This is a genomic window from Rahnella sp. PD12R (assembly GCF_019200965.1).
In the GTDB taxonomy this organism is placed as follows: Bacteria; Pseudomonadota; Gammaproteobacteria; order Enterobacterales; family Enterobacteriaceae; genus Rahnella; species Rahnella laticis.
Window position 1 is genome coordinate 315,954 of the sequence record NZ_JAHTMS010000007.1, and the last position, 23,781, is coordinate 339,734.

26 protein-coding genes and 1 other RNA gene are annotated in these 23,781 nt (G+C 54.2%); 6 read left to right on the plus strand and 21 right to left on the minus strand.

Translation table 11 applies throughout. The features are described 5' to 3' along the window. Positions 1–25: 25 nt before the first annotated feature. From flgE to flgB, 4 genes are all read right to left on the minus strand, one after another. Entirely contained in the window at positions 26–1,270 is a 1,245-nt protein-coding gene (gene flgE, locus KWG64_RS16160; protein WP_195814607.1) for a flagellar hook protein FlgE, read from the minus strand. A gap of 84 nt (positions 1,271–1,354) precedes the next feature. Further along, entirely contained in the window at positions 1,355–2,056 is a 702-nt protein-coding gene (gene flgD / locus KWG64_RS16165) for a flagellar hook assembly protein FlgD (protein ID WP_152326914.1), read from the minus strand. A gap of 11 nt (positions 2,057–2,067) precedes the next feature. Continuing rightward, entirely contained in the window at positions 2,068–2,472 is a 405-nt protein-coding gene (flgC, locus tag KWG64_RS16170) for a flagellar basal body rod protein FlgC (protein ID WP_152326913.1), read from the minus strand. 5 nt (positions 2,473–2,477) lie between these two features. Then, on the minus strand, positions 2,478–2,888 hold the full coding sequence (gene flgB, locus KWG64_RS16175; protein ID WP_104922288.1) for a flagellar basal body rod protein FlgB: 411 nt from the start codon (positions 2,886–2,888) through the stop codon (positions 2,478–2,480). Between the two features lie 177 nt (positions 2,889–3,065). On the opposite strand from flgB, the gene flgA reads away from it, so the two are divergent. The 5 genes from flgA to KWG64_RS16200 all read left to right on the plus strand — a co-directional run bounded on the left by flgA (position 3,066) and on the right by KWG64_RS16200 (position 5,282). Further along, positions 3,066–3,791, plus strand: coding sequence for a flagellar basal body P-ring formation chaperone FlgA (gene flgA, locus KWG64_RS16180; protein WP_218522441.1), 726 nt, complete (start codon positions 3,066–3,068; stop codon positions 3,789–3,791). Positions 3,792–3,948: 157 nt separating this feature from the next. Next, positions 3,949–4,251, plus strand: a complete 303-nt coding sequence (gene flgM / locus KWG64_RS16185; RefSeq protein WP_152326911.1) for a flagellar biosynthesis anti-sigma factor FlgM — start codon at positions 3,949–3,951, stop codon at positions 4,249–4,251. A 49-nt stretch (positions 4,252–4,300) separates the two neighbouring features. After that, positions 4,301–4,738, plus strand: coding sequence for a flagella synthesis protein FlgN (locus tag KWG64_RS16190; protein WP_195814604.1), 438 nt, complete (start codon positions 4,301–4,303; stop codon positions 4,736–4,738). Positions 4,739–4,830: 92 nt separating this feature from the next. Next, positions 4,831–5,160 (plus strand): hypothetical protein, encoded by a 330-nt coding sequence (locus KWG64_RS16195; protein WP_218522442.1) that lies wholly within the window; start codon positions 4,831–4,833, stop codon positions 5,158–5,160. Between the two features lie 40 nt (positions 5,161–5,200). Beyond that, positions 5,201–5,282: non-coding RNA, RtT sRNA (locus KWG64_RS16200), on the plus strand. 358 nt (positions 5,283–5,640) lie between these two features. Here the strand turns inward: KWG64_RS16200 and KWG64_RS16205 are convergent. The 3 genes from KWG64_RS16205 to flhB are packed head-to-tail and all read right to left on the minus strand — an operon-like array spanning position 5,641 to position 9,287. Further along, positions 5,641–6,057: a flagellar protein FlhE gene (locus KWG64_RS16205; protein ID WP_195823050.1), complete on the minus strand. Its 417-nt coding sequence runs from the start codon at positions 6,055–6,057 to the stop codon at positions 5,641–5,643. Between the two features lies 1 nt (position 6,058). Further along, positions 6,059–8,143, minus strand: coding sequence for a flagellar biosynthesis protein FlhA (flhA, locus tag KWG64_RS16210; protein WP_218522443.1), 2,085 nt, complete (start codon positions 8,141–8,143; stop codon positions 6,059–6,061). Further along, complete coding sequence (gene flhB, locus KWG64_RS16215; RefSeq protein ID WP_152325887.1) at positions 8,136–9,287, minus strand: flagellar biosynthesis protein FlhB; 1,152 nt, start codon at positions 9,285–9,287, stop codon at positions 8,136–8,138. The genes flhA and flhB overlap by 8 nt, the downstream gene beginning before the upstream one ends. 551 nt (positions 9,288–9,838) lie before the next feature. On the opposite strand from flhB, the gene KWG64_RS16220 reads away from it, so the two are divergent. Beyond that, the gene (locus tag KWG64_RS16220) at positions 9,839–10,408 is read left to right on the plus strand and encodes a tyrosine-type DNA invertase (RefSeq protein ID WP_255562206.1); all 570 of its coding nucleotides are present in this window, start codon (positions 9,839–9,841) and stop codon (positions 10,406–10,408) included. A gap of 96 nt (positions 10,409–10,504) precedes the next feature. On the opposite strand, the gene KWG64_RS16225 is transcribed toward KWG64_RS16220, so the two are convergent. From KWG64_RS16225 to KWG64_RS16290, 14 genes are all read right to left on the minus strand, one after another. Further along, positions 10,505–11,155, minus strand: coding sequence for a LuxR C-terminal-related transcriptional regulator (locus tag KWG64_RS16225; RefSeq protein ID WP_195814601.1), 651 nt, complete (start codon positions 11,153–11,155; stop codon positions 10,505–10,507). Between the two features lie 59 nt (positions 11,156–11,214). Then, the gene (locus KWG64_RS16230) at positions 11,215–11,922 is read right to left on the minus strand and encodes a response regulator transcription factor (RefSeq protein ID WP_255562201.1); all 708 of its coding nucleotides are present in this window, start codon (positions 11,920–11,922) and stop codon (positions 11,215–11,217) included. A 147-nt stretch (positions 11,923–12,069) separates the two neighbouring features. Continuing rightward, positions 12,070–12,588 (minus strand): fimbrial protein, encoded by a 519-nt coding sequence (locus KWG64_RS16235; protein WP_218522444.1) that lies wholly within the window; start codon positions 12,586–12,588, stop codon positions 12,070–12,072. Between the two features lie 36 nt (positions 12,589–12,624). Beyond that, positions 12,625–13,143, minus strand: a complete 519-nt coding sequence (locus KWG64_RS16240; RefSeq protein WP_218522445.1) for a fimbrial protein — start codon at positions 13,141–13,143, stop codon at positions 12,625–12,627. Positions 13,144–13,212: 69 nt separating this feature from the next. After that, positions 13,213–13,746, minus strand: coding sequence for a fimbrial protein (locus KWG64_RS16245; protein ID WP_218522446.1), 534 nt, complete (start codon positions 13,744–13,746; stop codon positions 13,213–13,215). Between the two features lie 56 nt (positions 13,747–13,802). Then, on the minus strand, positions 13,803–14,903 hold the full coding sequence (locus KWG64_RS16250) for a fimbrial protein (RefSeq protein WP_255562202.1): 1,101 nt from the start codon (positions 14,901–14,903) through the stop codon (positions 13,803–13,805). 14 nt (positions 14,904–14,917) lie between these two features. After that, complete coding sequence (locus KWG64_RS16255) at positions 14,918–17,476, minus strand: fimbria/pilus outer membrane usher protein (RefSeq protein WP_218522447.1); 2,559 nt, start codon at positions 17,474–17,476, stop codon at positions 14,918–14,920. Positions 17,477–17,573: 97 nt separating this feature from the next. Beyond that, positions 17,574–18,257 carry a molecular chaperone gene (locus tag KWG64_RS16260; RefSeq protein WP_195814596.1) on the minus strand — a complete coding sequence of 228 codons (684 nt, stop codon included), beginning with the start codon at positions 18,255–18,257 and terminating at the stop codon, positions 17,574–17,576. Positions 18,258–18,364: 107 nt separating this feature from the next. Continuing rightward, a complete protein-coding gene (locus KWG64_RS16265; RefSeq protein WP_152325878.1) occupies positions 18,365–18,886 on the minus strand; it encodes a fimbrial protein in 522 nt (173 codons plus the stop codon). Positions 18,887–19,381: 495 nt separating this feature from the next. Further along, positions 19,382–19,930: a tyrosine-type DNA invertase gene (locus KWG64_RS16270; RefSeq protein ID WP_195814595.1), complete on the minus strand. Its 549-nt coding sequence runs from the start codon at positions 19,928–19,930 to the stop codon at positions 19,382–19,384. 706 nt (positions 19,931–20,636) lie between these two features. Then, the gene (locus KWG64_RS16275; protein ID WP_218522448.1) at positions 20,637–21,371 is read right to left on the minus strand and encodes an SDR family NAD(P)-dependent oxidoreductase; all 735 of its coding nucleotides are present in this window, start codon (positions 21,369–21,371) and stop codon (positions 20,637–20,639) included. Between the two features lie 3 nt (positions 21,372–21,374). Then, positions 21,375–21,623, minus strand: a complete 249-nt coding sequence (locus KWG64_RS16280; RefSeq protein WP_195814593.1) for an acyl carrier protein — start codon at positions 21,621–21,623, stop codon at positions 21,375–21,377. 73 nt (positions 21,624–21,696) lie between these two features. After that, complete coding sequence (locus KWG64_RS16285) at positions 21,697–22,509, minus strand: MaoC/PaaZ C-terminal domain-containing protein (protein ID WP_218522449.1); 813 nt, start codon at positions 22,507–22,509, stop codon at positions 21,697–21,699. Next, positions 22,509–23,780, minus strand: coding sequence for a beta-ketoacyl synthase (locus tag KWG64_RS16290; RefSeq protein ID WP_195814591.1), 1,272 nt, complete (start codon positions 23,778–23,780; stop codon positions 22,509–22,511). The genes KWG64_RS16285 and KWG64_RS16290 overlap by 1 nt, the downstream gene beginning before the upstream one ends. Position 23,781: the final 1 nt, after the last annotated feature.

The following is a 23,781-nucleotide window of genomic DNA, read 5'->3' on the forward strand; positions in this document are numbered from 1 at the left end:
TGCTGCCCTGTTTTTAAGTCGCGCGTTAGCGCAGGTTAACCAACGTGTTCAGGATGGAGTCCTGAGTTTTGATGGTCTGCGCATTCGACTGATAGTTACGCTGAGCCACGATCATGTTGACCAGCTCCGCACTCAGATCGACGTTGGAAGATTCCAGCGCGCCACTGGTCATGGACGCTAAACCGCCCTGACCCGCGATACCGGTGACAGCCTGGCCTGAAGAAGAGGTCGCCGACCACACGTTATCGCCTTCGGATTTCAAACCTTCAGGGTTGGAGAAGTTACTCAGCACAATTTGTCCCAGTAACTGGGTTTTGTTGTTGGAGTAAGTCCCGGAAATCGTGCCGTCGTCATTGATGGTGTAACCGGTCATCTGGCCCGCTGCATAACCATCCTGATTCTGGGAACCGATGCTGTCGCTGCCGGTGCTCTGCTGAATACTGCCGGTGAAATCCAGAGAAACGGTTTGCGGGGTCACGGTGCCGTTGGTGGCAGTGTTCATTGGCAATGTCAGTGCCAGACCTGCGTTGGCAGCGCCTGTTGCGTCGGTGGTGCTGACCAGTGCGCCGCTGGTGTCAAATTTCAGAGAACCAATTTTGGCGGCTGCGGAGCCGGCAACGCTGCCATCTTGTGAGTAAACATCCCAGTTGTTCGCGGAGGTTTTCACGAAGTACACGTTGTTGTCGTGCGCATTACCCTGCGAGTCATAGGTGGTGATGCTGTTCACGTAGTTGTAGCTGGTGTCATCGCTGCTGCTGAACGTTTTGGTCGCCGGGATCGCGGTATCCGTTGAGTTCAGGTTAGCCACCATGGTGGCGGCGGTAGAGGCTTTGGCGCTCATCATGGTCGTCGGGATGTTCAGCGCAACAGGCTGTGCGCCCGCGGCGATGGTCGGTGGTGTACCCGTCGCCGGGAAACCGGTCACGCTCAGACCCTGCATGTTCACCAGATTACGGTTCGCATCGAGGGAGAACTGGCCATTACGGGAGTAGTAAACCGCACCGCTGGTGTCGGTCAGGCGGAAGAAACCGTTGCCGCTCAGTGCCACATCCAGCCCGCGGGAGGTGTTGGTGGTGGTACCGTCGTTAAAGTTCTGTGTGACAGCGGCGACTTTTACGCCCATACCGGTCTGAGAACCGGCGAACATATCGGCAAAAGAGGCGGTGGCTGTCTTAAAACCCACGGTGGCGGAGTTGGCGATGTTGTTACCAATCACGTCGAGGTTGGTCGATGCCGCGCTCAGGCCGCTGACTGCTTGGGAAAAGCTCATGTTAGCTCCATTTTACTGTGTGTAGTTGCTGCATGAAGTTAAGGGTTTCAGCTCTTCTTCCCGCGAAGGAAGTGAGCCAACGGCTTACAAAATCTGGCGTACAGAATCGACAGTTGCGGTTCCGCGCACGCCCAGATCCAACGCGGTATTCCCGGATGAATCTTTGGTTACACCATTGACCAGCGCATAGTTCAGCGGTGTTGCCACCATTTGCTGACTGTTGTTCAGGGCATTGATGCTGAAGGTGTAGCTGCCATCCGGGGCGGCGGTGCCATCGTCCTGCGTGCCGTCCCAGGTGTAGCTGTGAACGCCCGCAGTCTGTGAACCCAGGCTGAGGGTTTTCACCACTTTGCCGGTGGAATCGCTGACGGTGGCGGTAACGCTGCTTGCCGCGGTTTCCAGCTCGAAACCAAATGGCGTGGTGCTGACCGTACCGTCGGTGTCTTTACCCACCAGGATCGCACTGCCGGAGACCATCACGCCGTGACCAATCAGGGAACTGGCCTGCACGGAAGTGCCGCTGGAGATTTGCCCGGAAATGCCGCCCAGCGTGGTGTTGAGTTTTTCAATCCCGCTCACGGTACTGATTTGTGCCAGCTGGCTGGTGAGCTGGCTGTTATCCATCGGATTGGTGGGATCCTGGTTTTTCAGCTGAGCGACCAGCAGGGTCAGGAAACTACTGGAGAGATCATCGGCCGAGCTGGTTCCGGTCGTGGACGTGCTGGAGCCGGTGCTGGTGATCGTGGTGTTATCAGTGGTGTCATTAATCGACGTCGTTATAGACATATTTCGCTCCGCTATTGCCCCAGAGTGAGAGTTTTCATCATCAACGACTTAGTGGTGTTGAGCACCTCGACGTTGGCCTGATAACTGCGGGAAGCGGAGATGGTGTTGACCATTTCGCTGACCACATCTACGTTTGGCATCTGCACATACCCTTTCGCATCCGCCATCGGATTACCGGGCTCGTACACCATGCGCACCGGCGCCGGATCATCAACGATCTGCGCCACTTTCACGCCGCCGGTTTCCTGCCCCGGCGCCGCGTTCACCTGAAACACGACCTGTTTAGCTTTATAAGGCTGACCATCCGGGCCGGTCACACTGTCGGCGTTGGCCATGTTACTGGCGCTGACGTTCAGACGCTGAGACTGCGCGGCAAGCGCAGAACCGGCGATATCAAAAATACCGAGCATCGACATAGGTTTTATCCTTGCAGCACCGACATCATCCCTTTAATTTGGCCGCCCAGGACGGTCAAATCGGTCTGATAGCGCACGCTGTTATCCGCAAAGTTGGTACGTTCACGGTCCATATCGACCGTGTTACCGTCTGCCGACGGTTGGTCAGGGATCCGGTACATCAAATCCATGTCGGCGGGTGAAACGTTTGATGCCGCGATGTGGCGGTCAGACGTCAGTGACAAAGACATGCCGCTTTCACTGGCGCGGCCCTGCTCCATCACTTTCTGCAACTGACTGGCGAAATCGATATCGCGCGCCTGATACCCCGGGGTATCGGCGTTGGCGATATTGGCTGAAAGTATTTCTTGCCGCTGGGCGCGCAGGTTGAGCGCTTCCTGTTGGAACTGTAGTGCGGCGTTCAATTTGTCGAGCATGCGCCCTCCGCAAAGTGAGATTTTGGAGTCGACAGCATAAATGCGGGTGTCAACAACCTATCGTCTGAATAAGCGCAAAATCGTCCGCTATTTGTCCCTTTAGGAATTGCAAACTGAGGGTAGACTTGTCTCCAGTAAACTTTTCGCCGACACATCGGGCACAAAGGTAAATCGCGTATGAACAGGCTGAAACTCCGACGTTTAAGCATCACGCTGGGCTGCATTCTTCTGGGTGTGACATCCGGCGGAAGCAGCTTTGCGCAAAATGCGCCAGCCAAAAGCGTGCCTGCGTCGGCCAATAGCGATACACTACTGACCTCGCAGCTCCAGCAGTTCTTCCGTCAGCAATATGCCGACAGCGGAATGCAGGTGAAGGTGGTTGTAATGACCCCCGCCGCGCGTCAGCCGCAGTGTTTATCGCCACAATTTATGCTTTCGTCCAACAGCCGCACCTGGGGAAATGTCTCGGTGGCGGTGAACTGTAACGGTCAGAAAAGTTATGTGCAGACCAAGGTCCAGGTGAGCGGAACTTACTGGGTGGCGGCGAAAAATGTGCCTGCGGGTGCGCATCTGGCACAAACGGATCTGGAAGCCAAAAACGGGCGTCTGGATCTGCTGCCGCCGAAGGCAATTCTTGACAGCAATCAGGCGATCAACGGCGTCACGCTGCGCAATATCAGCATCGGCCAGCCGTTAACGTTGTCGATGCTGCGCCGTCCGTGGATGGTGCGTGCGGGTCAGGAAGTGCAGGTACAGGCGACAGGCAGTGGTTTTAACGTGTCCAGCGCCGGTAAGGCGATGAACAACGCAGCAGCAAATGAATCCGTGCGGATAAGAATGCCGTCAGGTGTAATTGTGAACGGGACAGTGGGCTCAGATGGGTCTGTGACAGTGACAATTTAGGTTGAATTGCAACCGTATTTGTAGAAAAAGCTGCAATTAAGGCTAAAGTTATTTCGCCACATGTCGATAACAAACGTATCAGAGTCGTCCCACGACGGCATTTTTGGGGTTTGCGTCACATTAAAGGCCCTGAATACCCTTACCGGAGAATATTTATATGGCTATCGATCGTACTCAAGGTGTTTCACCTTTAACTTCGATCCAGCAGCGTGATCCTTCTGAAGCTTCTGTTCAGAATACGCGCAAAGAAGACACTGTTTCTGGCACCACCACCAGCGGTACGGCGGTGACCCTGAGCTCAGCGCAAACGTCTCTGACTCAGTCAAGTGCCCAGGACATCAATACGGCACGTGTCGACGAACTGAAACAAGCTATCCGTGATGGCAAACTGACCATGGATACCGGCAAAATTGCTGATGCTCTGTTGAAGGACACGCAGGATTATCTCAAAGGTTTTTAAGCCGCAGACCCGGCTAAGAGACGAAAAAGTTGGAAGGTAATAAGGCCCGATGAAGAATTTTATCAAGTCCATGACTACCTTGGTTGAAACGTTGCAAGCGCTGGATCAAGTGATTAATCACGAACAAACGATACTGTGCTCAGGCCGCGTGAACGGAGCGGCCCTGCAGCATATCACCGAGCAAAAGAGCTCATTGCTCGCTACGGTAGACTATCTTGATAAACAGCGTCGTCAGCATGACGAACGCCTGAAACAAAGCGCCCCCTACTCCCGTCAGCCGGAAATCGCCGCGATGTGGAAAGAGGTGGTGCAGCTGACCACCAGGCTGAGTCAGATCAATCGTCACAACGGCATGTTGCTGGGCAAACAAATTGCCTACAACACCGAGGCTTTGGCTATTCTCAACGCCAGCCAGACACAAAAATTCTACGGACCGAACGGGCAGGAAACTGTATCCGGGCAAACCGTCAGGAAGATTTCCGTTTAGACCGAAACGGAGAACGGTTTCTTCTTGTTCAGAATGAGCAGGTTTCGGTTTCTTAATTGCAGTGATCGCATCTGATAAATCAAGACCTTGGGTTGCCACCTAAACTGGCTCTGAGGTCAAGTTCAAGACCTTGGGTTGCCACCCAAACTGGCTTCAAGGAGCGCCTATCGCCGCGCCCCTTGAAAATCCCGGGCTCTTTCACTGCGCGCTACCGCTCGCTGGCTATTTTCCAGCAGCTCCGGCTATTGCCGCAAAATCCCGCCGCTGCGCGGTTCCTTCCAGTCGGATTACAAACCGCGCGAAAAGATACGCGGTTTTCCACCTCTCCTTTCAGCGTGATTTTTGAAAGCGGCCACAGCTTTCTAATTCGCAACCTCACCGTTTTTGATCTAAAGAACGTAATGCTATTTTATCTTTTTTAAAGCTTCTGGCCGCTTTCAGAAAGCTTGCCGAGTGAAGTGTTTCGAGACCTGTGGCTCGAGCCGAGCGAAGCGAGACAGCGTCACGAAGTGACGACCCGAAGGGCGAGGCCGCAGGCCGAGTAACACCGAGCGAGGGAACCGCGCAGCGGCAAGTTTTCGCGGCAATAACTGTAGTTGCTGAAACATAGCCAGCGAGCGATAGCGCGCAGTAAAAAAGACGCGGAGATTCAAAAGAGGGCTCGTCATAGCCCTCTTTTGTCGGTTTCGGCGCAGGAAGTTAAGTGATCACAGTTATTGAAAAACCGAAACTTTCTCGGTCATCCGCCAGCCCTCACGGCGAGTGAAAAACCGAAACTTTCTCGGTTATCCGCCAGCCCCCACGGCGAGTGAAAAACCGAAACTTTCCCGGTCATCCGCCAGCCCTCACGGCGAGTGAAAAACCGAAACTTTCCCGGTCCTCCGTTATAAGCCCCCGGTGGCTCACCGGTAATTCACAATGACCTGATTCCCGATCACCCGTAGCGGCGTATTCATCGCCCCATTTCCAGTGACGAAATACACAAACCGCAGCGGGGAGCTGGCGGTCTGGCCGTAAAACGAACGCGTCGTACCGCTGTCCGCATCCAGCCCCACGCAGTGATTCAGGGTGTTGCAGAGTTTCACCTGTAACCCTGCCGGTCTTGCGCCGAGCACTTCATATTTCCAGCTGACCGTGGTGATCGTCGCCGAACTTTTTTGCCTGACCGGCGCGGAATCTGCGGCGGCCAGCGGCGGTGACGACATCATCACGCCCCGGTTTTGCAGCGTTACGCCGCGCTGGGTATCAGACCAGGAACCTGACGCGGCAACGGCAGGCAGGCTTATCAGGCTGAGGACGAGCAGCGCGGTGCGAAGCATCTTATTCACCACCAATGGTAGCGGTCATGCGGATCTGGCGGCTGTCGGTCATTTCGAGATTCGACATCACCACAATCTGCGGCAGTGAGCGGCGCAGGAAGCGCGACAACAGCGGACGCAGCGCGTGATTCACCAGCAGGACCGGTGGCGCGCTGAGCATATCCTGACGCTGTAACGCGGCTTCCGATTGCGTTAACAGACGATCGGCCAGCCCCGGTTCTAATCCGCCGCCGCTTTGCAGCGCCTGTAACAGCAGGCGTTCAAGCGCGGTATCCAGCCCGATAACCTGGACTTCGCCGTTACCCGGGAACCATTGCTGAGTAATCGCCCTGCCCAGCGCGACGCGCACCACAGCCGTCAGTTCGTTCGGATCAGGCTGATTTGGTGCGTATTCCGCCAGCGTTTCGACAATCGTGCGCATGTCGCGAATCGACACGCGTTCGGACAACAGATTTTGCAGCACCTTGTGCATGTTGGTCAGGGAAATCACGCCCGGAATGAAATCTTCCGTCAGCTTCGGCATTTCCTTGGTGACGCGTTCCATCAGTTCCTGCGTTTCCTGGCGGCCAAACAGTTCTTTGGCGTGCAGGCTGATCAGGTGATTGAGGTGCGTCGCCACTACGGTACTGGCTTCCACCACGGTGAAGCCCTGAATTTGTGCCTGTTCGCGCATCGACGGTTCAATCCACACCGCCGCCAGCCCGAACGCCGGATCGACCGTCGGTTCACCCGGCAGTTCGCCAATGGCGTTACCCGGATTGATCGCCATCCAACGCCCCGGATGTGCGGTCCCTGTACCGATTTCGACGCCTTTCATCAGAATGCGGTAACCGGCAGGTGGCAGTTCGAGGTTGTCGCGGATGTGGATCACCGGCGGCAAATACCCCATTTCCTGCGCGAATTTCTTACGGATACTGCGGATACGCCCCAGCAGTTCGCCGTTTTGCGCAAAGTCCACCATCGGAATCAGGCGGTAGCCCACTTCCATGCCCAGCGGATCTTCAAGCTGTACGTCTGACCAGCTGGCTTCCACCAGCTGTTTGCCGCTGTCGGCTGCCGACGGTGCCACTTCTTTTGCCGCAGGAGCTTTCTGCTCCTGACCACGCGTCCACCACGCCAGCGCCAGTAAAGCGCCGGTGAACAGCAGGAAAACCAGGTTTGGCATGCCCGGCACCATGCCGAGCAGCCCGAGAACACCGGCACTCAGCATCATGACGCGCGGATTACGGAACAGCTGGGTGACCATCTGCTCGCCGACGTCCTGATTGGTGCCGACGCGGGTCACGATGACACCGGCAGCGGTGGAGATTACCAATGCAGGGATCTGCGCGACCAGACCGTCACCGATGGTCAGCAAGGTATAACTTTCTGCGGCGTGGCCGAGATCCATACCGTGTTGAAGAACACCCACCAGCAGGCCGCCGACCACGTTGATGATCATGATCATCAGACCGGCAACGGCGTCACCGCGCACGAACTTACTCGCACCGTCCATCGAACCGTAGAAGTCTGCTTCCTGCGTAACATCGCTGCGGCGTTTTTTCGCTTCGTCTTCGCCAATTAAACCGGCGTTGAGGTCGGCGTCGATCGCCATCTGTTTACCCGGCATCCCGTCGAGGACGAAACGCGCGCCAACTTCGGCGATACGCCCGGCACCTTTGGTGATAACCATAAAGTTAATCAGCACCAGGATGATAAACACCACGATACCGATGGCGAAGTTACCACCGACCAGGAAGTGGCCGAACGCTTCGATAACCCGCCCCGCCGCCGCGCCGCCGGTGTGACCTTCGAGTAAGATCACACGCGTGGAGGCGACGTTGAGCGACAGACGCAATAAGGTTGAGAACAGCAGGATGGTCGGGAAAGCCGCAAAATCGAGCGTCCGCTGGGTGAACATCGCCACCAGCAACACCATGATGGACAGCGCAATGTTGAACGTGAACAACAAGTCGAGAAGGAACGGCGGTAAAGGCAGCACCATCATCGACAGGATCATCAGGATGAGGATTGGGCCTGCCAGAACCTGCCATTGTCCGGACTTAAAGTTGGCGGGTAAACGCAGCATCGCGGCCAGATTAGCCATGGGTATCACTTTCTCCTGCAAAATCCAGACCGTCAGGCACTGGCAAATGTTGAGGTTTTTTCGGGATCAGTCCGCCTTCGCGCTTCCAGCGTTTAAGCTGATAAACCCAGGCCAGAACTTCAGCAACCGCGGCGTACAGCGCGGTCGGGATTTGCTGACCAATTTCACTGTGCCGGTAAAGCGCACGCGCCAGCGGCGGCGCTTCCAGCATCGGAATTTTGTGTTCGGCACCCAGCTCTTTAATGCGCAGCGCCACGTCGCCCGCGCCTTTCGCCAGCACTCTCGGTGCGCTCATTTTGTTTTCGCTGTACTGCAATGCGACGGCGTAGTGCGTCGGGTTGGTCACAATAACGTCGGCTTTCGGCACATCGGCCATCATGCGTCGGCGTGCCATGGCGCGCTGTTGCTGGCGGATACGGCCTTTAACATGCGGATCGCCTTCCTGACTTTTATGCTCGTCGCGGATATCCTGCTTACTCATGCGCAGTTTTTTCAGGTTGCTCCAGATTTGCCAGAACACGTCGAACGCCACCATCGGCGTTAACCCGAGAACCACCATCAGCCCGCAGAACGCCACCATATTCAGCGCTTCGCCGAGTGCGGGGATTGTCGGCTGCGCCATCAGCCGCATCATGTCCGGCCATTTGTGCCACACATAAAAACCGGCGACAGAGCCGACCAGCAGCGCTTTCAGGATGGCCTTGAGCAGTTCGGCCAGCACCTGACCGGAGAACAAACGCTTAAATCCGGCAATCGGATCCATGCGGCTGAATTTCGGGGCAAATGATTTCCCACTGAACATCAGCCCGCCGAGCAACAGCGGCGCGGCCAGGGCAATCAGGATCAGGCCGCCGATAACCGGCAATAACGCCCAGACAGCGCGGCCCAGCAGTGTCGCCATTTGCTGCAACACCTGGCGATCATCGCTGACCATGCCGTGATCAAACTTCAGCCCCTGCGAAATCATCACACCCAGCTGACGCGCCATCGATTCACCGGAAACCCACAGCAACGTCAAACCGCCCCCGAGCATCAGCATCGAGGTCAGTTCGCGCGAACGCGGGATTTGCCCTTCTTCACGGGCTTTTTCCAGCCTGTGGGATGTGGGGGCTTCTGTTTTTTCGAGATCGCTGTCTTCAGCCACCGGTGTTTCCTGTCAGCATTTACCCGGCGCAAAGAGCGACGGGCACAATTTCATGCATAGCATGACAAAAGCGGCTAAGTCTTATGGATGGAAAAGAGGCAGGTTTTGAGGTCTGTTTACTAAATCAAATGGATAAATGTCTTGAAGAACCTGAGAGCGGAGGGGACTATTTTAGGAATTCACTGACTTTATGTGGGTTTATTCTTATTCAATGATCAAAAAATAGCATATGCGTCCTTCCTTTTTGAGAAGTTTAAACGTTAGAATCGCTGCGCCAAACTGATTAGTTTTTATTTTGTGGATAGCACTGCTGTGTAAAATTCATTAACAAAAACCACCGTTAATCGTCCTGAAAAAATGAGTTTTCTTTCACGTTGATTTCAGACGATATTATTACATTACCGTTTTTTCTGATATTTCCCTGATCATGCATGACTGACATTTGTGGAACTGTCTGCGAAAAAGCTCGCCGGTAAAAAAATAACATCCCTTACCCTGTCTTTGTTCCGGGACTTAAACAGCCCCGTAAGAACATAAATCATCTGCAATTAATCAAGGATAGAAAAAATATGAGTGGGAGAAAGTACTTAACTCAGGTTGAGATGGAGAAACTCGTCGGTACCGTTTCGACAGGCGTCAATAAAGTGCGCGATAAATGCATGTTATTAATGTGTTTTATTCACGGCCTTCGTGTTAGCGAGCTGGCTAATTTACGGGTTAAGGACATTGAGCTTTCGACCAAGATAATTTATATCACCCGCCTCAAAAACGGGTTCTCTGTTCAGCATCCCATTCAGGACAGGGAGATGACTTTTATTAAAGAATGGCTTGAAATTCGGTCACAATATCTGGATGCCGACTCAGAATGGTTATTTCTTTCCCGTCATGGCGGGCAGCTGTCGCGACAACAACTCTATCGTTTGTTCCGTAAATACGGCGAAGACGCGGGAATTAACGTGGCGGTTCATCCGCATATGCTCAGACACGCCTGCGGTTATGCGCTGGCAGATACCGGCTGCGATACCCGGCTGATTCAGGATTATCTCGGGCACAGGAATATTCAGAACACGGTTATTTATACCGCCAGTAACGCCGGGCGTTTCCGGTCAATCACCATATAACGGGCGTTACCTTTTTACGTTTCTGCCCGTCAGGCGCCGCAGTACGCGGCTCACCGGACTAATCCATGTAGCGGGGATGGCTAAATCCCCCTCAGTTCACATGCCATTTTTGAGCAGCAGGAACAATTCCGCATCGGTCGTGATGTGCAGCTTACGCATGACATTACATTTATGCGCACTGACGGTTTTGATGCTGAGATTTTTCAATTCCGCAATCTGGCTGAGGCTCATGCCGTTGAGCAGATATTTGATGATCTCATTCTCGCTTTGCGTCGGCCGGAATCCGGTGCGCTGACTGGCTACATCCTGCTCGGCTAACGTGCAGCAGATCAGCGGGCTTAACACTTTCTTTTTCGCCAGCGCATGACGGAATAAATCATCGGTAATCACCGGCGACTCTCCGCGCGCAATCAGGCTGATATTGCTGAATTTGAGCAATTTTTTCAGTTTGTCTGCGTCGCGACACAGCGTATATACCACGATAATCAGCTGGGGAAATTGCAGGCTCAGGCGCTGGAGAATTTCCTGCCCTTCCTGAATACTTTCCTGATAACCATGAAGATCGGTGATCAGAATGTCCACCGACTGGTACATCAGGCCTTCTGCAATGCGGCCCAGACTGGTCTCTTCCATGCGGATATCACAGGTCTCGTCGATGGAGTTAACCAGATAGGACAGCCCGGAAAGCGTCAGCGGATGGCTGTCCATCAGGGCGATTGTCCGGGGTTTGATGTGGGCGTGAATCATGGTGTAGCTCCCTGACTTGCCGGGAATAAATTCCCGGCTCGTGGCTCAGTCATCTGAAATTACATGATCGCGGACGGGCCGATTTTGGCCATCCACGTCCCCTGGGCAAAGAGCTCGCTGTCATTGTGAAACCCCAGTTTCATCATTGCATTGCGCTTATGCGTGCTGACAGTGCGGATATCCCGGTGGAGTGTTTGCGCGACCCGCGAAACACTCAGACCAGAGAACAGATACGCGAGAACGTCCAGCTCACGGGCGGTGAGTGGCGTTGTCTGTCGGGCACCGGAGAGAATTTGCCGCGCACGCGGGCTTAACCACTGTGTTGCACCGGCCAGCACTTCGGTGACGCATTGTTCCAGCGCCAGCACCGGCTCATTTTTGAGCAGCAGGCCGTGTGCCCCGGACGATGCCAGAAGTTCGAGGATCCGGTGGTCACTGTAGTCCGTACAAATCACAATTTTCATGGCCGGACTGGACGCCACGATCTGGGAAAGCAGGCGTAACCCGTCGAGCACTGATTCCTTTTCACCGCAAATATCCATAATCAGCAACGCAGGGGGTGCGTCGGCGATTTTCTCCGGGATGGCGGCAAGCGACTGAACATAGGTAAAAGGTCCGGTGATCCCGGCGGATTCGACCAGCATTTTTTTCACGCCCAGCGCGGTGACCGGGCAGGCATCCATAATGAACGCCCCCTGCGGATAGGCGGCCGCGGCCGCAGAAATGAAGGCATGCTGATGAAATCTGACGCTGTTTAAACTGTTCATAATGTCTTCCTTGTATTTTCAGTGATCCTTTCCGTGCCCGATTGCACGAAACGAATTCCCTTCTGGTGAACAACATCCATTGTTCACCACTTTATGAGTGCCCTTTCCCGCCTGCCCCTCCGGTGACAGACGGGAAAGATGGCGATCTTACTGATAGGTAAAGTTGATTTGTGTCAGGCTCACCAGTGAGCCAGCGGTAACCTCGCCGCTCGTGGTGTAAGGCCGCGCGGCCAGCTCGTATACCGCACTTCTCTGCGCATCGACATCGGCGCTTAACTGACTTCCGGGCGCCAGTACCACCGTTTTATCGGCATCGGTGACCAGTTGCACGCCAACGTGGGTGGCCGTTCCGCTGTTGCTGTAAAGCGTCGCGTCTTCCTGCGCCGGGGTGCCGGTGAAATTAGCGATGACGCTGGAAACCGTCGCAGGGCAATTGTTCAGCCTGACCTCAAAGGATTTCCAGTCACCGCCCGCACCTGCCGTCGCCAGGTCCTTTTTGATAATGAGCTGACCAAAATCCACATCGCGGCTGACTGACGCGGTATCCACAATGCACGGGCTGCTGACGACTTTCCCGTTGATATTCAGATCTGCGGCGTTAGCAGTGGCCGCACTGACCGCCACTGCCAGCAGCACAACGCCCTGAATACTTTTTATTGGCTTCATTGAATGTCTCCCATGACGGCCCGTGCCCGCCCGCCGTTACTGGTAGGTAAAGGTGGCCTGAACAGAACCGATGATCGTGCCTGGCATGACAGAACCGGCGGTCGTGTACGCGCGGGCCTGCAACGGGTAGACCACTTCATGGGTGCTGGCATCAACATCTACCGCGTAGGTCGCGCCGTTACCCAACTGCTTACCTGCCGTGTTTTGCAGTTCTACTTCTACGTTGGTCGCTGTACCGGTATTGGTGTACAGGTTGGCATTCGCCGTGGCAGGCGTACCGGCGAAAGTCGCGGTGCTGACGGTCGTGGTTGCCGGGCAGTTAATCAGCTTCAGATCAAACGTTTTCCATCCACCTGATTCGCCCGCGGTCGCCAGCGCAGTGGCTTCCAGCGTATCGAGCGTCACCTGCACCGGCGCACCGGCATTATCGACGGTACAGGCAGAGGCCACGACCGTGCCGTTGATGTTGATTTGTGTCGGATCTGCAAAGCTGCTCTGGCTCAGGCCAGCAAAAATGACCAGCGCCAGTGATGAAGTTTTCATAAGTCCTTTCATGTTATTTCCTGTTTTCACGTTAAAAAAAGTCATGTTGAAAATCGTGGTAAGTGAACGTGCCGTGCGACGTTATTCGTAGATAAACGTCGCCAGCAGCACACCGCTTATCGTTCCCGGCGTCACATTGCCGTTAACGGTATACGCGCGGGCCTGCAGGTCGAATTCAGTACCACGGCTGGCCGCATCAATATTTTTTGTATACTGAACGGCGTTACCCAGACGCGTTCCCTCGCTGTTTTGCACTTCGATTTGCGCGTTTCCCGCCGTACCGGCATTGGCATACAACGTGTTGTCAGCGTCATCCTGTGTACCGTTCATCGTCAGGGTCACTGTCGCGGTTGACGTCGGGCAGGCGGTCAGCGCGATGGAAAATGATTTCCAGTCCGACGCTGCACCCGGAGCCACCAGGCTGGCCGCCTGGATGTTTTGCCCCAGATCGACATTCAGCCCGCCGGCCGGCACGTTGATCGTGCACGGCGACGCCTTGATGTTGCCGGTAATATTCATGATGGTGTCGGCTTTCGCGACCTGTGAGGCCAGGACAAAAGCCGCACCCAGCACCAGCGCCGTCACAATCTGCTGTTTATTCCGTTGAGAGTTCATCGTACTTATTTCCTTATCTTTCCTCTGTCAGTCACGCTGCGCTTCGGGCGCAGGCATTACTGAATTTCAGCGCGGATCGTGGCCGTTGCCGTGAAGTTTCCGGTATCTGGCATTTTCCCCGTGGTGTTAAACGGATATAAGTTGATTTCCGATGTTCCCACCTGAGAGGTGTAATCCATGTTCAGCGGCAGGAAACCACTCACTGGCGCAACGGTTTTGCCCGCCGCATCCTGAAGTCGCACTGCCACATCGCCGTTAGTGGTCGCCAGCGCGGTCGGATCGTTTCCATCCGGCGTGCCCTGGAAGGAAAGGCTGACCTGAACCCCGTCTGAGATGTTGGTACAGGCGACGTTAAAGGCGACATTCTTCGGCGTGAAGTTTTTCGCCATCTCGCCTTTGGTGGAAATATCCCCCGACATGATGTCGCCGAAAGGCACGGTGATCACACCGCCGCCGTTGATCACACAGGACTGCGGCACGGTGACCGTTCCGCTCATCCAGACGGTGGATACCGGCGTCGGGGACTGCGTCGTGGCATCGGTCGCGATATACACATCAACAATTTTCGTCAGAGGGATAGTCTGGACACCGACAAAAGGACGGCGGAAGTACAATGACACCGAGCCTCTGGACCCTGTCGCGTACGGGTATCTGTCGCAACTGGTCGCCGTATTGAGGTTGCTGCGCCCGTCAAAAGGCGTCGCGATGAAGTCATTCACCTTCCCGGCGATGTACACCTTACTGGCCACCGCGAGGTAATCGTTGATCGCGTAATAATTCAGCGTACCGTCGCTGTAGACCATGCCGGTGTCCGGTACTTTGGCGGTCGCGTATGCGCCGGTGTAGCTGCCGGTACAGGAACAGGTGACGTTATAGTTTCCGGTAAGGTTCCAGGTAAACGCGTCCGGCTTCACCATCCCGGCGGTGTTCTGTGCCGGGTCACTCAGCAGATAATCCATGGGAAAGTTATAGGTTTTGGTGCCGTCCGTTGGCGAACAGCTCGCCGCCTGCGCAGTGCTGCTCATCGCCCAGACCGACAGGCTGAAACAGACCAGCGCGCAGGTTTTTCCCCAGAAAGAGATGCGGGGATGAATGATTTCAGACGCCATTTGTACGTTTTCCCTTTCCACTGACTGCTCAGAATGTTGATTATTCATTTCCGTATTTCCCCTCACCGGCAGGCTCCGTTAATCATCTGAATCCCCGAACCGGCAGGCTGCTCAGACAGGGTGTAATTCACCTGACACGCTTGTGACGCGCCGCTGCCCCATTTCACATCCAGCTTGCCTGCATCGGCCAGACCGGACAGATACACTTGCCCGCTGTCGCCCACGATGCTGCTGTTGCCGTTTTTACCGGTGCTGTTGGTCGCCATTGCACCAAACGGAACCGGCTGGCCATCGGCACGGGTCAGGGTCATCAGGACACGCTGGCCGACGTTAGGATCGAAGTCCGCACGCACCACCGCGCCGCGGGTCGGGATCACCGCCGTACTGGTCAGCGTCATATCGACGTCGTCCGGTAACGTTGCGGTATCGAGTGAAATCTGGTTGCGACGGTACGCCGTGGCATACGGCACCACCGCATAACCTCGCCAGTCGGTTTTAACACCGGTGTTGCTGGCAATGCTGACGCCATCCGCGCCCGGCGCTTTCACCAGAACAATGGTTTCGCTCAGCGGTTGCGATAACGTCACGCCGTTTTCATGCACCAGAATGCCGCCCTGCAGGCCGTAATCCATGCGACGCTGGCTGTTGTCGTAACCGTAACCGGCGTTAACTTCGCCATAACCGCCTTTGTAGTCCGCACTCGCGTACCCGTTGGAACCCTGCCCCTGGCTGCCATAACCCTGATTGATGCTGTAGTTCAGGTTGTTATCCGCCAGTGTGGTTCCGCTCAGACCGACGTTTTGCGTGGTGTTGCCGTTTTTGCTGGTGTTGAGGTTGTACGTGGCATAACTGCCCGCCAGCCACTGACCCAGCGGCACGCTGATATTGACCGCGACAATCTGGTCGGTGTAATACGTGCGGTTACCGTTACTGTCAGTGCCGTTGCGGTTGTAGGTGTAGTTGAGGCCATAAGAAACGCCTTTCCAGGTGTTGTTGTAACCCACGCTGGCAGACTCGGTAGAACGGTTGTTATTCCAGTATTCCTCTTTCACCAGGCTCAGGGACATCGCACCGGCTTTTTCCCATAAGTTCTGGCTCAGCGTCAGTTCTGCGCGGCTCTTCTTATGATCGGAGTAATAGCCGTTGCCGCCGGAATAGCTTTCCAGCGCCTCTTTCAGGGTATAGAAGCCCTGCGTGGAATAACGGTAACTGGCCAGGCTGAAGTTCGTGCCCGATTCAACGAAGCTTTTACCGTAGCGCACACGGTATGACTGACCGCTGTCTTTCGGGTTATCTTCCTGCTTGGTCCAGGCCTGCGTCACGTCCGCCGACAAGGCGCCGATAGCGCCGAGGTTTTGCCCGAGTCCCATTGCCAGTGACTGATATTTACTCGCTGCCTGCAAACCGCCGTACACCGTTGCGCCGTGGGATAAACCATAAATGGCCGTGCCCTGCGTGAACGGCGTCTTCTCAACATCGCTGCTGTAAGAACGGTACTGACCGCTGGTGAAGCTGTATTTCAGATGGCCTTCACGCTGGAGCACCGGCACCGAGGCGAACGGCACCACCAGATTCTGCTCGCTGCCGTCAGCTTCTTTAATGGTCACATTCAGGTCACCACTGCCCGCCGTCGGGTACAGGTCGGAAATCGCAAACGCACCCGCTGGCACGTAGCTCTGGTAAATGACGTAACCGTTCTGGCGGATCGTGACCTGTGCGTTACTGCGCGCAATCCCGCGCACGACCGGCGAATAGCCTTTCATGCTGTCGGGCAACATGTCGTCATCCGTTGCCAGCTGAACCCCGCGGAATGGCACGGTATCAAAAACTTCCGTCGGTGAGTTGCTGTCACCGAGCGTCAGCTGGCTTTTGAGCACCTGAATATCGCGCTGCAAATACGTATTAATGGAATCCCAGTGATCGGTCCCTTTGCTGTCGCGGTTCCAGGTCGAATAGTTACGCAAACGCCAGGCACCCAGATTCGCGCCGGAACGCAGATTCAGGTAGTAGGTATCGGAATTACGGGTGTCGCTGTTACGCGCTTCGGTATTCGCGCCGCTGAAGCTGTAGTTCATCAGGAACGCCGGAATACCCGAATCCCATTTGTCAGGAGACACGTAGCCGCGCGCCTGAGAATTGAGTGAGGCCTGAGGAATGCTCAGATCCAGCCGTTGCTGATCAAAACGCAGTGCCGCAGAAGACTGAGGGATTTCGCCGGTAAAGTTGGCGCACTCATCCGTGGCCGCAATGCCCGGATACATCCCCGTTCTGACGCCCATCTCTTTGAGCATTTCGGTGCTCAGACAAGGCTGAAGGCTCTTTTTGCCCGAGCTGTTTGTGACGAGTGAAAATACGACGTCTTTGGTATCGACCATCGAACCATTGAGATAAATATCAACGCGGTACGTGCCCGGTGGCTGCAAGTCCCCTTCTTCAAAAACAGAAAGATCGGCTTTTCCCTGTGCAGGGTTATCAATTTCCAGTAATGCCGGGTTGAAATATTCCGCCGCACTGGCCATTCCTGCACCGCCCATTAACATTGCGAACTGACAGGAAACCAGCCAGGCAATCCGGGAGCGTTTAAAGCCGGTCGAAGTCTTATTCTTCGGTTTTTTGTTCATTCGTATAATTCCATTTTTCAACGCAACCAGAATGACTGGTGCACCCTCCATCCCTTGTCCTGCCCGCACAGCAAAGCTTATCCGGCGACGGCGCAGATCAGAGTGTTGCCACTAACGGCTTGCTGGTACCGCCGTAGTCGTTAATGAACTGCCAGCTCAGTGCGCCGCCGTTCAATGCAGGAACGGCAAAGGTGGCGCTTGATTGCGGTGCAACCATCGTGGCTTCTTTCACGGCAGTGCCGTTAATCTTCACATTGAAGAAAGTGATGTAATGTGCAGAAGGGTTGGTCACCTGCAGGTTGTTACCGACGCGTTTCCAGGTCAGCGTTTTAGCGGCGTCTTCCAGCGAGTCCTTCACGGCCGCCGGGCGGTAAATCAGTTTGATGCGTGTTTTCACCGCGATTTGCAGGGTGTTTTCTTTTTTCTCAGCTGAAGGAATCGATTTAATGTTCAGCCAGTAGAGCGATTCTTTGTTGTCCGGCAAATTGCCGCCCGCGCGAACGACTCGCAGGATATTTTGCTGGTTGCCATCAAGACGGAACAAAGGTGGCGTGACGATAAAAGGTGCCTTTTCACCCTGCGCACCCGTTTCGGTCAGGGCGCCATCGACCCAGGACTGAATGAGATACGGCGTGTGATCCGGGTTACTGATATTGATCGACGCTTCTTTTTTTCCGCCGTCATAAATCAGACGTGTTCCGCCCACGACGATGCCTGCCTGCGCCGCAGACGCGAATGTCATTAATAGTGCTGCCACCGCTGTGACGCGCCATTTATTCATGGTGATTCAACCTGTCTTTGGGATTCATGTAGACCAAGGGTTCAAACAGACCAGAGGCTCTGGAGCCCCTGGTCTGACTTATCTGATCGCCAGGCGATCAGTAAGACTTATTGATAAACAACGGTGAACTGAGTCACGCCGTTTGCATCACCGACAGTTACAGCGTCAGTCAGGGAGATGTAACGTGCAGAGAAGTCCAGGTTGTTAGCGCCAGTGCTGACCAGCGGGTATACAGAGGAGTCTTCGTACAGTGGAACAACTTTGTTCTGGTTGTCAGAAATCTGGATACCTACGCCAGTCGCGGTAGTGTCGCCAGCGGTCAGTGCCAGAATGCTGTTATCACCAGAAACCTGGTTGCCGTCGAAACGTACGGTTGCACCAGTTACAGTGTCCGGGCAGTCAGTCAGAACCAGAGTGAACTTCTTAGGTGCAGCCAGGGTGCCTGCAACCGGGAAAGCTGTACGTGCGATATTGCCCAGGAAGACGTTCTGGTCTTTAGAAGCTGTATCAACAGTACAAGCTGCATCAGTGATGGTGCCGGTGAAGTTTACTGCGCCATCAGCTGCGAAAGCTGAAGAAGCAAAAGCGGAAGCAGCCATCAGGGCAACAACAAGAAGATTCTTTTTCACGATATTTTTCCTATTAACATATTGCTGTCGATACACCTTCAGGGTGTAATCGAATTGTTTTTGACAAAACCATCTGCCATTCCTTTATTTAGTTCATGGAGTTCCACTCCATTTAATAAAGCGTTTGGTCAGGTTAACGTTCTAAACCAAACGATTCATTTTGAACTAAAGTGACTCCTTTGGTGATAACCACCAAAAAAACTGAAATCAACAGTCATTAAATCCAGATGTTTTAATATTTATAGTGTTTTTATCTGGTTAAACTGAGAGATGTCGCAGACAAGAAATAGCCACAGCAACGGGATATAAGAAAAAACCGAGAGATAAAAATGGCGAGGAAATAGTTTTTACGACAGTAACTTATTGAAAAAACGTTAATTAATGTGAATTTTGGCGGGGAGGAATTTACAGTATTGACAGAGATTTACGCTCTCACTAGGATAGGCTCCAATTTAGTTCAAAATGACTCCATTGTAATAATTAATTACATGTTATTTACCACACTTCTTTAAACCGCTGAGCATTGCTGGCGGTATATAAAACGGTGTTCTGAATATTCCGGTGACCTAAATAATCCTGGATTAACCGGGTATCTATTCCGCGATCGGCAAGCGCAAATCCGCAGCCATGTCTTAACATATGAGGATGGGCATTAATAGTGAGATTAGCGGCCTCACTATAATTACGAATTAACCAGTAAATTCTCTGCCGGGATAATTTCGCGCCACGGTTTGATAAAAACAACCAGTCTGAATCCGCGCCCCGATATTGCTGCCTTTTATTGAGCCAAAGCCGGAGAGATTTCCTTTCTCTCATATAAAGAGGATGAACCGTAGAAAAACCATTTTTTAAACGGTGGATATAAATATTGTTGCCCTCCATATCGATGTCGGACAGCCGCCAGTTGCTGATCTCACTGACCCGGCAGCCGTGGATAAAGCACATCCAGATCAGGCAATAATCACGCTCCGCGTGCCTGCCATGCAGCGTGGCCTCGAGCAGTTTCTCCACTTCGGACGGGGTCAAATATTTACGATTTTTCATAGTGCCTGTTCCTCTGTATGTTATCTGAGATAAGGTTATCGTTCACCCAACCCAACAAATAAAGTCTGTTAACATTTATTTGTTTTCAGGCTAATCCTTGCAAGTGAAAGGTTAACTTCTGCTCCTTGTTTAAATACCCAATGTCACTAATAAGACGCTCACACCTCCTGCAAAAAAATTAATAATGTTCAAAAAAACATCTAAAGCCGTTGCGCTATATATATGCGATTCGCTCACCTCACGAAATGTAAACCGATAATAAAAAGCCCCTGAAGCAGAGTATAGGTGAGGTTAGTTATATCATCATAAGGAAAATAACACAGGCTGAGTAAGTAAATAATAAACCGCACGGAAATATAAGGAATTTACCGGTCTTACCGATAGCTTTGAATGATTAATCGCTGAAAAACATCCTAAAAGCTGACATATTTGTCTGTTTTTTATCAGGTTTTATTGGCGAAAAAACCCTGTAAGCGGTAAGGAATTTTCTTAGCCTTATTCGGTGGTTTTTTCATCGTGTGAACATTTATTTTTCATTGTGCAAACAAAGGGGCAAACAAATGGCGGTAACTGATCACGCAATGGCCAGAATGTGGCAAAGCAGAGGAAAAATCTGACGGAGAACGGCAAGACGAGGGTGGGGAAATCAAACAAAATCAGGACGCATAGCGTCCTGATTACACAGCGGAAAAAGGCGGGGAAAAACTCAGGCGGAAAGACCGCCGTCCAGAACCAGTGTCTGGCCGGTCATATAAGCACTGTCATCACTGACCAGCCAGGATACCGCGCCAGCCACTTCTTCCGGCTGACCAAAGCGTTTGAGCGGAATCGTTTTACGGATCCCCGACAGCACGTCTTTCGGCACGGCATCGAGAATTTCCGTGCGGATATACCCCGGCAACAGGCAGTTAACCCGCACGCCAAAACGCCCCAGTTCGATGGAAAGCGTCCGGCTGACGCCGATCATCGCAGCTTTGGTGGCGGCATACGCCGTCTGGCCGCTGTTGCCTTTAATGCCGGTGACGGATGACATCATCACCACCGAGCCGCCGCCCTGCAACATCATCGGTTCCAGTAATTGCTGGTTCCAGTAAAAGATGGCATTCAGGTTGGTATCCATCACTTTGTGCCAGTTTTCGCTGGTCTGATGAATATGCAACGCATCGAGCGTAATCCCGGCATTGTGAACCACCGCATGCGGCGCGCCCAGACGCGCCAGCAGCTCAGCGGACAGCGCTGCCACCGCCTGTTCATCGCGGCCATCGCACTGATGCCCTTCTACCGAACCCGGCAATCCGGCACACGCCTGCTCCAGCTCATCGCTTTCCTTCTGGCTGTTCTGCCAGGTGAAAACGACATTCCAGTCTTTTGCCAGCCGCATCACCGTGGCACGACCGATGCCACGGCTTCCGCCGGTCACGAGGATCCATTTATCCTGCATGGCTTATTTACTGTTATCGCTGAGGTACTGGCACAATTCGCGCAGCGAAATTTGCGGATTATTGACGAACAATTCGGCTTCCACCGACACGCCAAATTCCTTTTTCGCCAGCACCATCAGCTCAACATAATCCAGACTGTCCAGCTTGAGCTGGTGAAGCGGTGAGTCAGGCGTTAAGGCATCAGGTTCCAGGTCTTTCGCATCGCACAGCATCTCGCTAACTTTTTCATAAACTTCATCGTATTGAGCCATTTTTTAGTCCTTTAATATCATTATGTTGGTGTGTGTTTTTTTTTAAAATTGAATCTTGAATTAATATTTTTATTCAGGCTTTCAGCGGCCCGGTTTTGAGCGTGACGGTCACCGTCATGAGCGGTTCAGCGCCGCGCCATGCCTGAAGGCTGGCGAGCAAAATCAGCCCCGAATGCTTATCGCCGGTCACCAGCGTCGGCAGCACGGCGTAATCAAAAGCTTCGCAGCACGCCGTTTCTGTGCCCGCCGCCAGCAACGAACGTGAAAAACGGGTCTCATGATGCGTTTGCACCACCTGAACCTGGCTGAAAACCTCGCTCAGGCAGGCCGCCCTGACTTCCGGCAAAATGCTGCGCACGGTGTCGAGCGTGCCGGACGACTGAACAAGCTGGCGAAACAGCACCGCGTCCATAAAATTCCAGACCGCCACCGGTTTTCCCCCGTGCGGGAAATCCTGATAAAACGACCTCAGGGTTTGCGCAGAAAGTGAAAACGTCTGCGCCACCGGCGCTAAATTTACGCCACCGGTGCCGGTCAGTTTGCTGCTGATACTGGCCTGCGCGAAGGCCTCTTTGCCCAGCAGATTGCCGCTTATCTGCATGTGTCCGCGGCGCACCGTTTCACTCAGCGCCAGCTGGTACGGCTCATCGCAAAGCACCGGTTCGCGCAGGCGGCTGACGAAACTGAAGCCGTCAGCGCCGGACGCATCGTTTTCCATCCGGGCGCTCAGCGCCGTTTTGATATCGAGCATCGCGCGCATGCCGTGAACGCATAAACCGTCCAGCCCCAGCCGTTTCGCTTCGGCGTGATCAAAATGAATCGGGTTGTAATCACCGGAAAACTTCGCCCACGTTTCGGCATCGCGCAGGCTGTAAATAAACGACATTATTGCCCCCGGCTGATCACCAGCGCCGCGTTCGCCCCGCCAAAACCAAAGCTCAGGTTCAGGGTGGTACTGATCTGCGCCGGACGGTGCTGGTTCGGGATGTAATCCAGATCGCACGCCGGATCCGGGTTATTCAGATTGCAGGTCGCCGGCATAATCTGGTGCGCCAGCGCCTGGAGACAGACGATGGTTTCAAAACTGCCCGCCGCGCCAATCAGGTGACCGGTATAGGATTTGGTGCTCGAACACGGCGTGGCGTAAGCCACTTCATCGCCCAGCGCCATTTTGATCGCTTCGGTTTCGTTGAGATCGTTAAGCGGCGTGGACGTACCGTGCGCGTTGATGTAATCGAGCTGGCTGGCCGCGATGCCCGCCTGATCCAGCGCATGCCGGATGGTCTGCACCCGCGCAATTTTGTCGGCTGCCGGTGCGGTAAAGTCAAAGGCGTCGGAGAAATTCCCGTATCCGCAAATCTCGCCGAGGATAGTCGCGCCCCGCGCCAGCGCGGTTTCGCGATCTTCCAGACACAGCACCGCCGCGCCTTCGCTGAGCACAAACCCGTTGCGGTCGAGGCTGAACGGGCAGCAGGCACGGGTGATTTCTTCCTGTTCGCTGGCCAGCGCGCCAAGTACGTCGATATTCCAGACCGCCGAATCCGAGCGCAGCGATTCCCCCGCCCCGGCGAGCATCATTTTTGCCCGCCCGTTGCGGATCAGTTCAAACGCATCGCCGACCGCCATGGTGCCGGTAGCACAGGCCGCGATTGTCGTATTCTGATAGCCACGCAGGCCCCACAGCAGGCTGACCGCCGCCGTGGCAGAACTTGGCATCGAGAAGAAACAGCCGAACGGCGAACCCATACCGGTACGCAGAAAATCGTCGTAATGCACCTGCGTTTCATCCTGCCCCGCCCAGCCGGTGCCCATAATTGCGCCGCAGTCCAGCAGGTCATAATGCTGTTCCGGATGTTCATCACCGAAGGCCATTTTCATGGCTTCCTGCGCCGACGCGAGTGTCAGGCGGGCATAACGCGGCAGGCGACGGCGGATGGCCGCCGGTACATTTTTTAATACTGGCTCGTTTTCAATCAGCCCGTAGAAGCGCGATTTGATTCCGGCCGCCGATTTGTCGCAGTACTGATAACCCGGTTTGTACGCCATGATCGCCGCCCAGCTTTCTGCGGCATTCATGCCCAGCGGCGTGACGGCGCCGTAACCGGTCACCACGACCCGACGCGGGGCGTTAGCGCGTTCAGACAGTTCCTTTTCCATC

Bases quoted from the DNA above. Each gene is read 5' to 3' on its own strand.
- KWG64_RS16280 (WP_195814593.1), bottom strand. From the start codon at position 21,623: ATGGCTCAATACGATGAAGTTTATGAAAAAGTTAGCGAGATGCTGTGC.
- KWG64_RS16190 (WP_195814604.1), top strand. From the start codon at position 4,301: ATGAAGAATTTTATCAAGTCCATGACTACCTTGGTTGAAACGTTGCAA.
- KWG64_RS16240 (WP_218522445.1), bottom strand. From the start codon at position 13,143: ATGAAAGGACTTATGAAAACTTCATCACTGGCGCTGGTCATTTTTGCT.
- KWG64_RS16235 (WP_218522444.1), bottom strand. From the start codon at position 12,588: ATGAAGCCAATAAAAAGTATTCAGGGCGTTGTGCTGCTGGCAGTGGCG.
- flgA (WP_218522441.1), top strand. From the start codon at position 3,066: ATGAACAGGCTGAAACTCCGACGTTTAAGCATCACGCTGGGCTGCATT.
- flhA (WP_218522443.1), bottom strand. From the start codon at position 8,143: ATGGCTAATCTGGCCGCGATGCTGCGTTTACCCGCCAACTTTAAGTCC.
- KWG64_RS16205 (WP_195823050.1), bottom strand. From the start codon at position 6,057: ATGCTTCGCACCGCGCTGCTCGTCCTCAGCCTGATAAGCCTGCCTGCC.
- KWG64_RS16275 (WP_218522448.1), bottom strand. From the start codon at position 21,371: ATGCAGGATAAATGGATCCTCGTGACCGGCGGAAGCCGTGGCATCGGT.
- flgD (WP_152326914.1), bottom strand. From the start codon at position 2,056: ATGTCTATAACGACGTCGATTAATGACACCACTGATAACACCACGATC.
- KWG64_RS16230 (WP_255562201.1), bottom strand. From the start codon at position 11,922: ATGAACAGTTTAAACAGCGTCAGATTTCATCAGCATGCCTTCATTTCT.
- KWG64_RS16245 (WP_218522446.1), bottom strand. From the start codon at position 13,746: ATGAACTCTCAACGGAATAAACAGCAGATTGTGACGGCGCTGGTGCTG.
- KWG64_RS16225 (WP_195814601.1), bottom strand. From the start codon at position 11,155: ATGATTCACGCCCACATCAAACCCCGGACAATCGCCCTGATGGACAGC.
- KWG64_RS16255 (WP_218522447.1), bottom strand. From the start codon at position 17,476: ATGAACAAAAAACCGAAGAATAAGACTTCGACCGGCTTTAAACGCTCC.
- KWG64_RS16270 (WP_195814595.1), bottom strand. From the start codon at position 19,930: ATGAAAAATCGTAAATATTTGACCCCGTCCGAAGTGGAGAAACTGCTC.
- KWG64_RS16250 (WP_255562202.1), bottom strand. From the start codon at position 14,903: ATGAATAATCAACATTCTGAGCAGTCAGTGGAAAGGGAAAACGTACAA.
- flgB (WP_104922288.1), bottom strand. From the start codon at position 2,888: ATGCTCGACAAATTGAACGCCGCACTACAGTTCCAACAGGAAGCGCTC.
- KWG64_RS16285 (WP_218522449.1), bottom strand. From the start codon at position 22,509: ATGTCGTTTATTTACAGCCTGCGCGATGCCGAAACGTGGGCGAAGTTT.
- flgE (WP_195814607.1), bottom strand. From the start codon at position 1,270: ATGAGCTTTTCCCAAGCAGTCAGCGGCCTGAGCGCGGCATCGACCAAC.
- flgC (WP_152326913.1), bottom strand. From the start codon at position 2,472: ATGTCGATGCTCGGTATTTTTGATATCGCCGGTTCTGCGCTTGCCGCG.
- KWG64_RS16290 (WP_195814591.1), bottom strand. From the start codon at position 23,780: ATGGAAAAGGAACTGTCTGAACGCGCTAACGCCCCGCGTCGGGTCGTG.
- flgM (WP_152326911.1), top strand. From the start codon at position 3,949: ATGGCTATCGATCGTACTCAAGGTGTTTCACCTTTAACTTCGATCCAG.
- KWG64_RS16260 (WP_195814596.1), bottom strand. From the start codon at position 18,257: ATGAATAAATGGCGCGTCACAGCGGTGGCAGCACTATTAATGACATTC.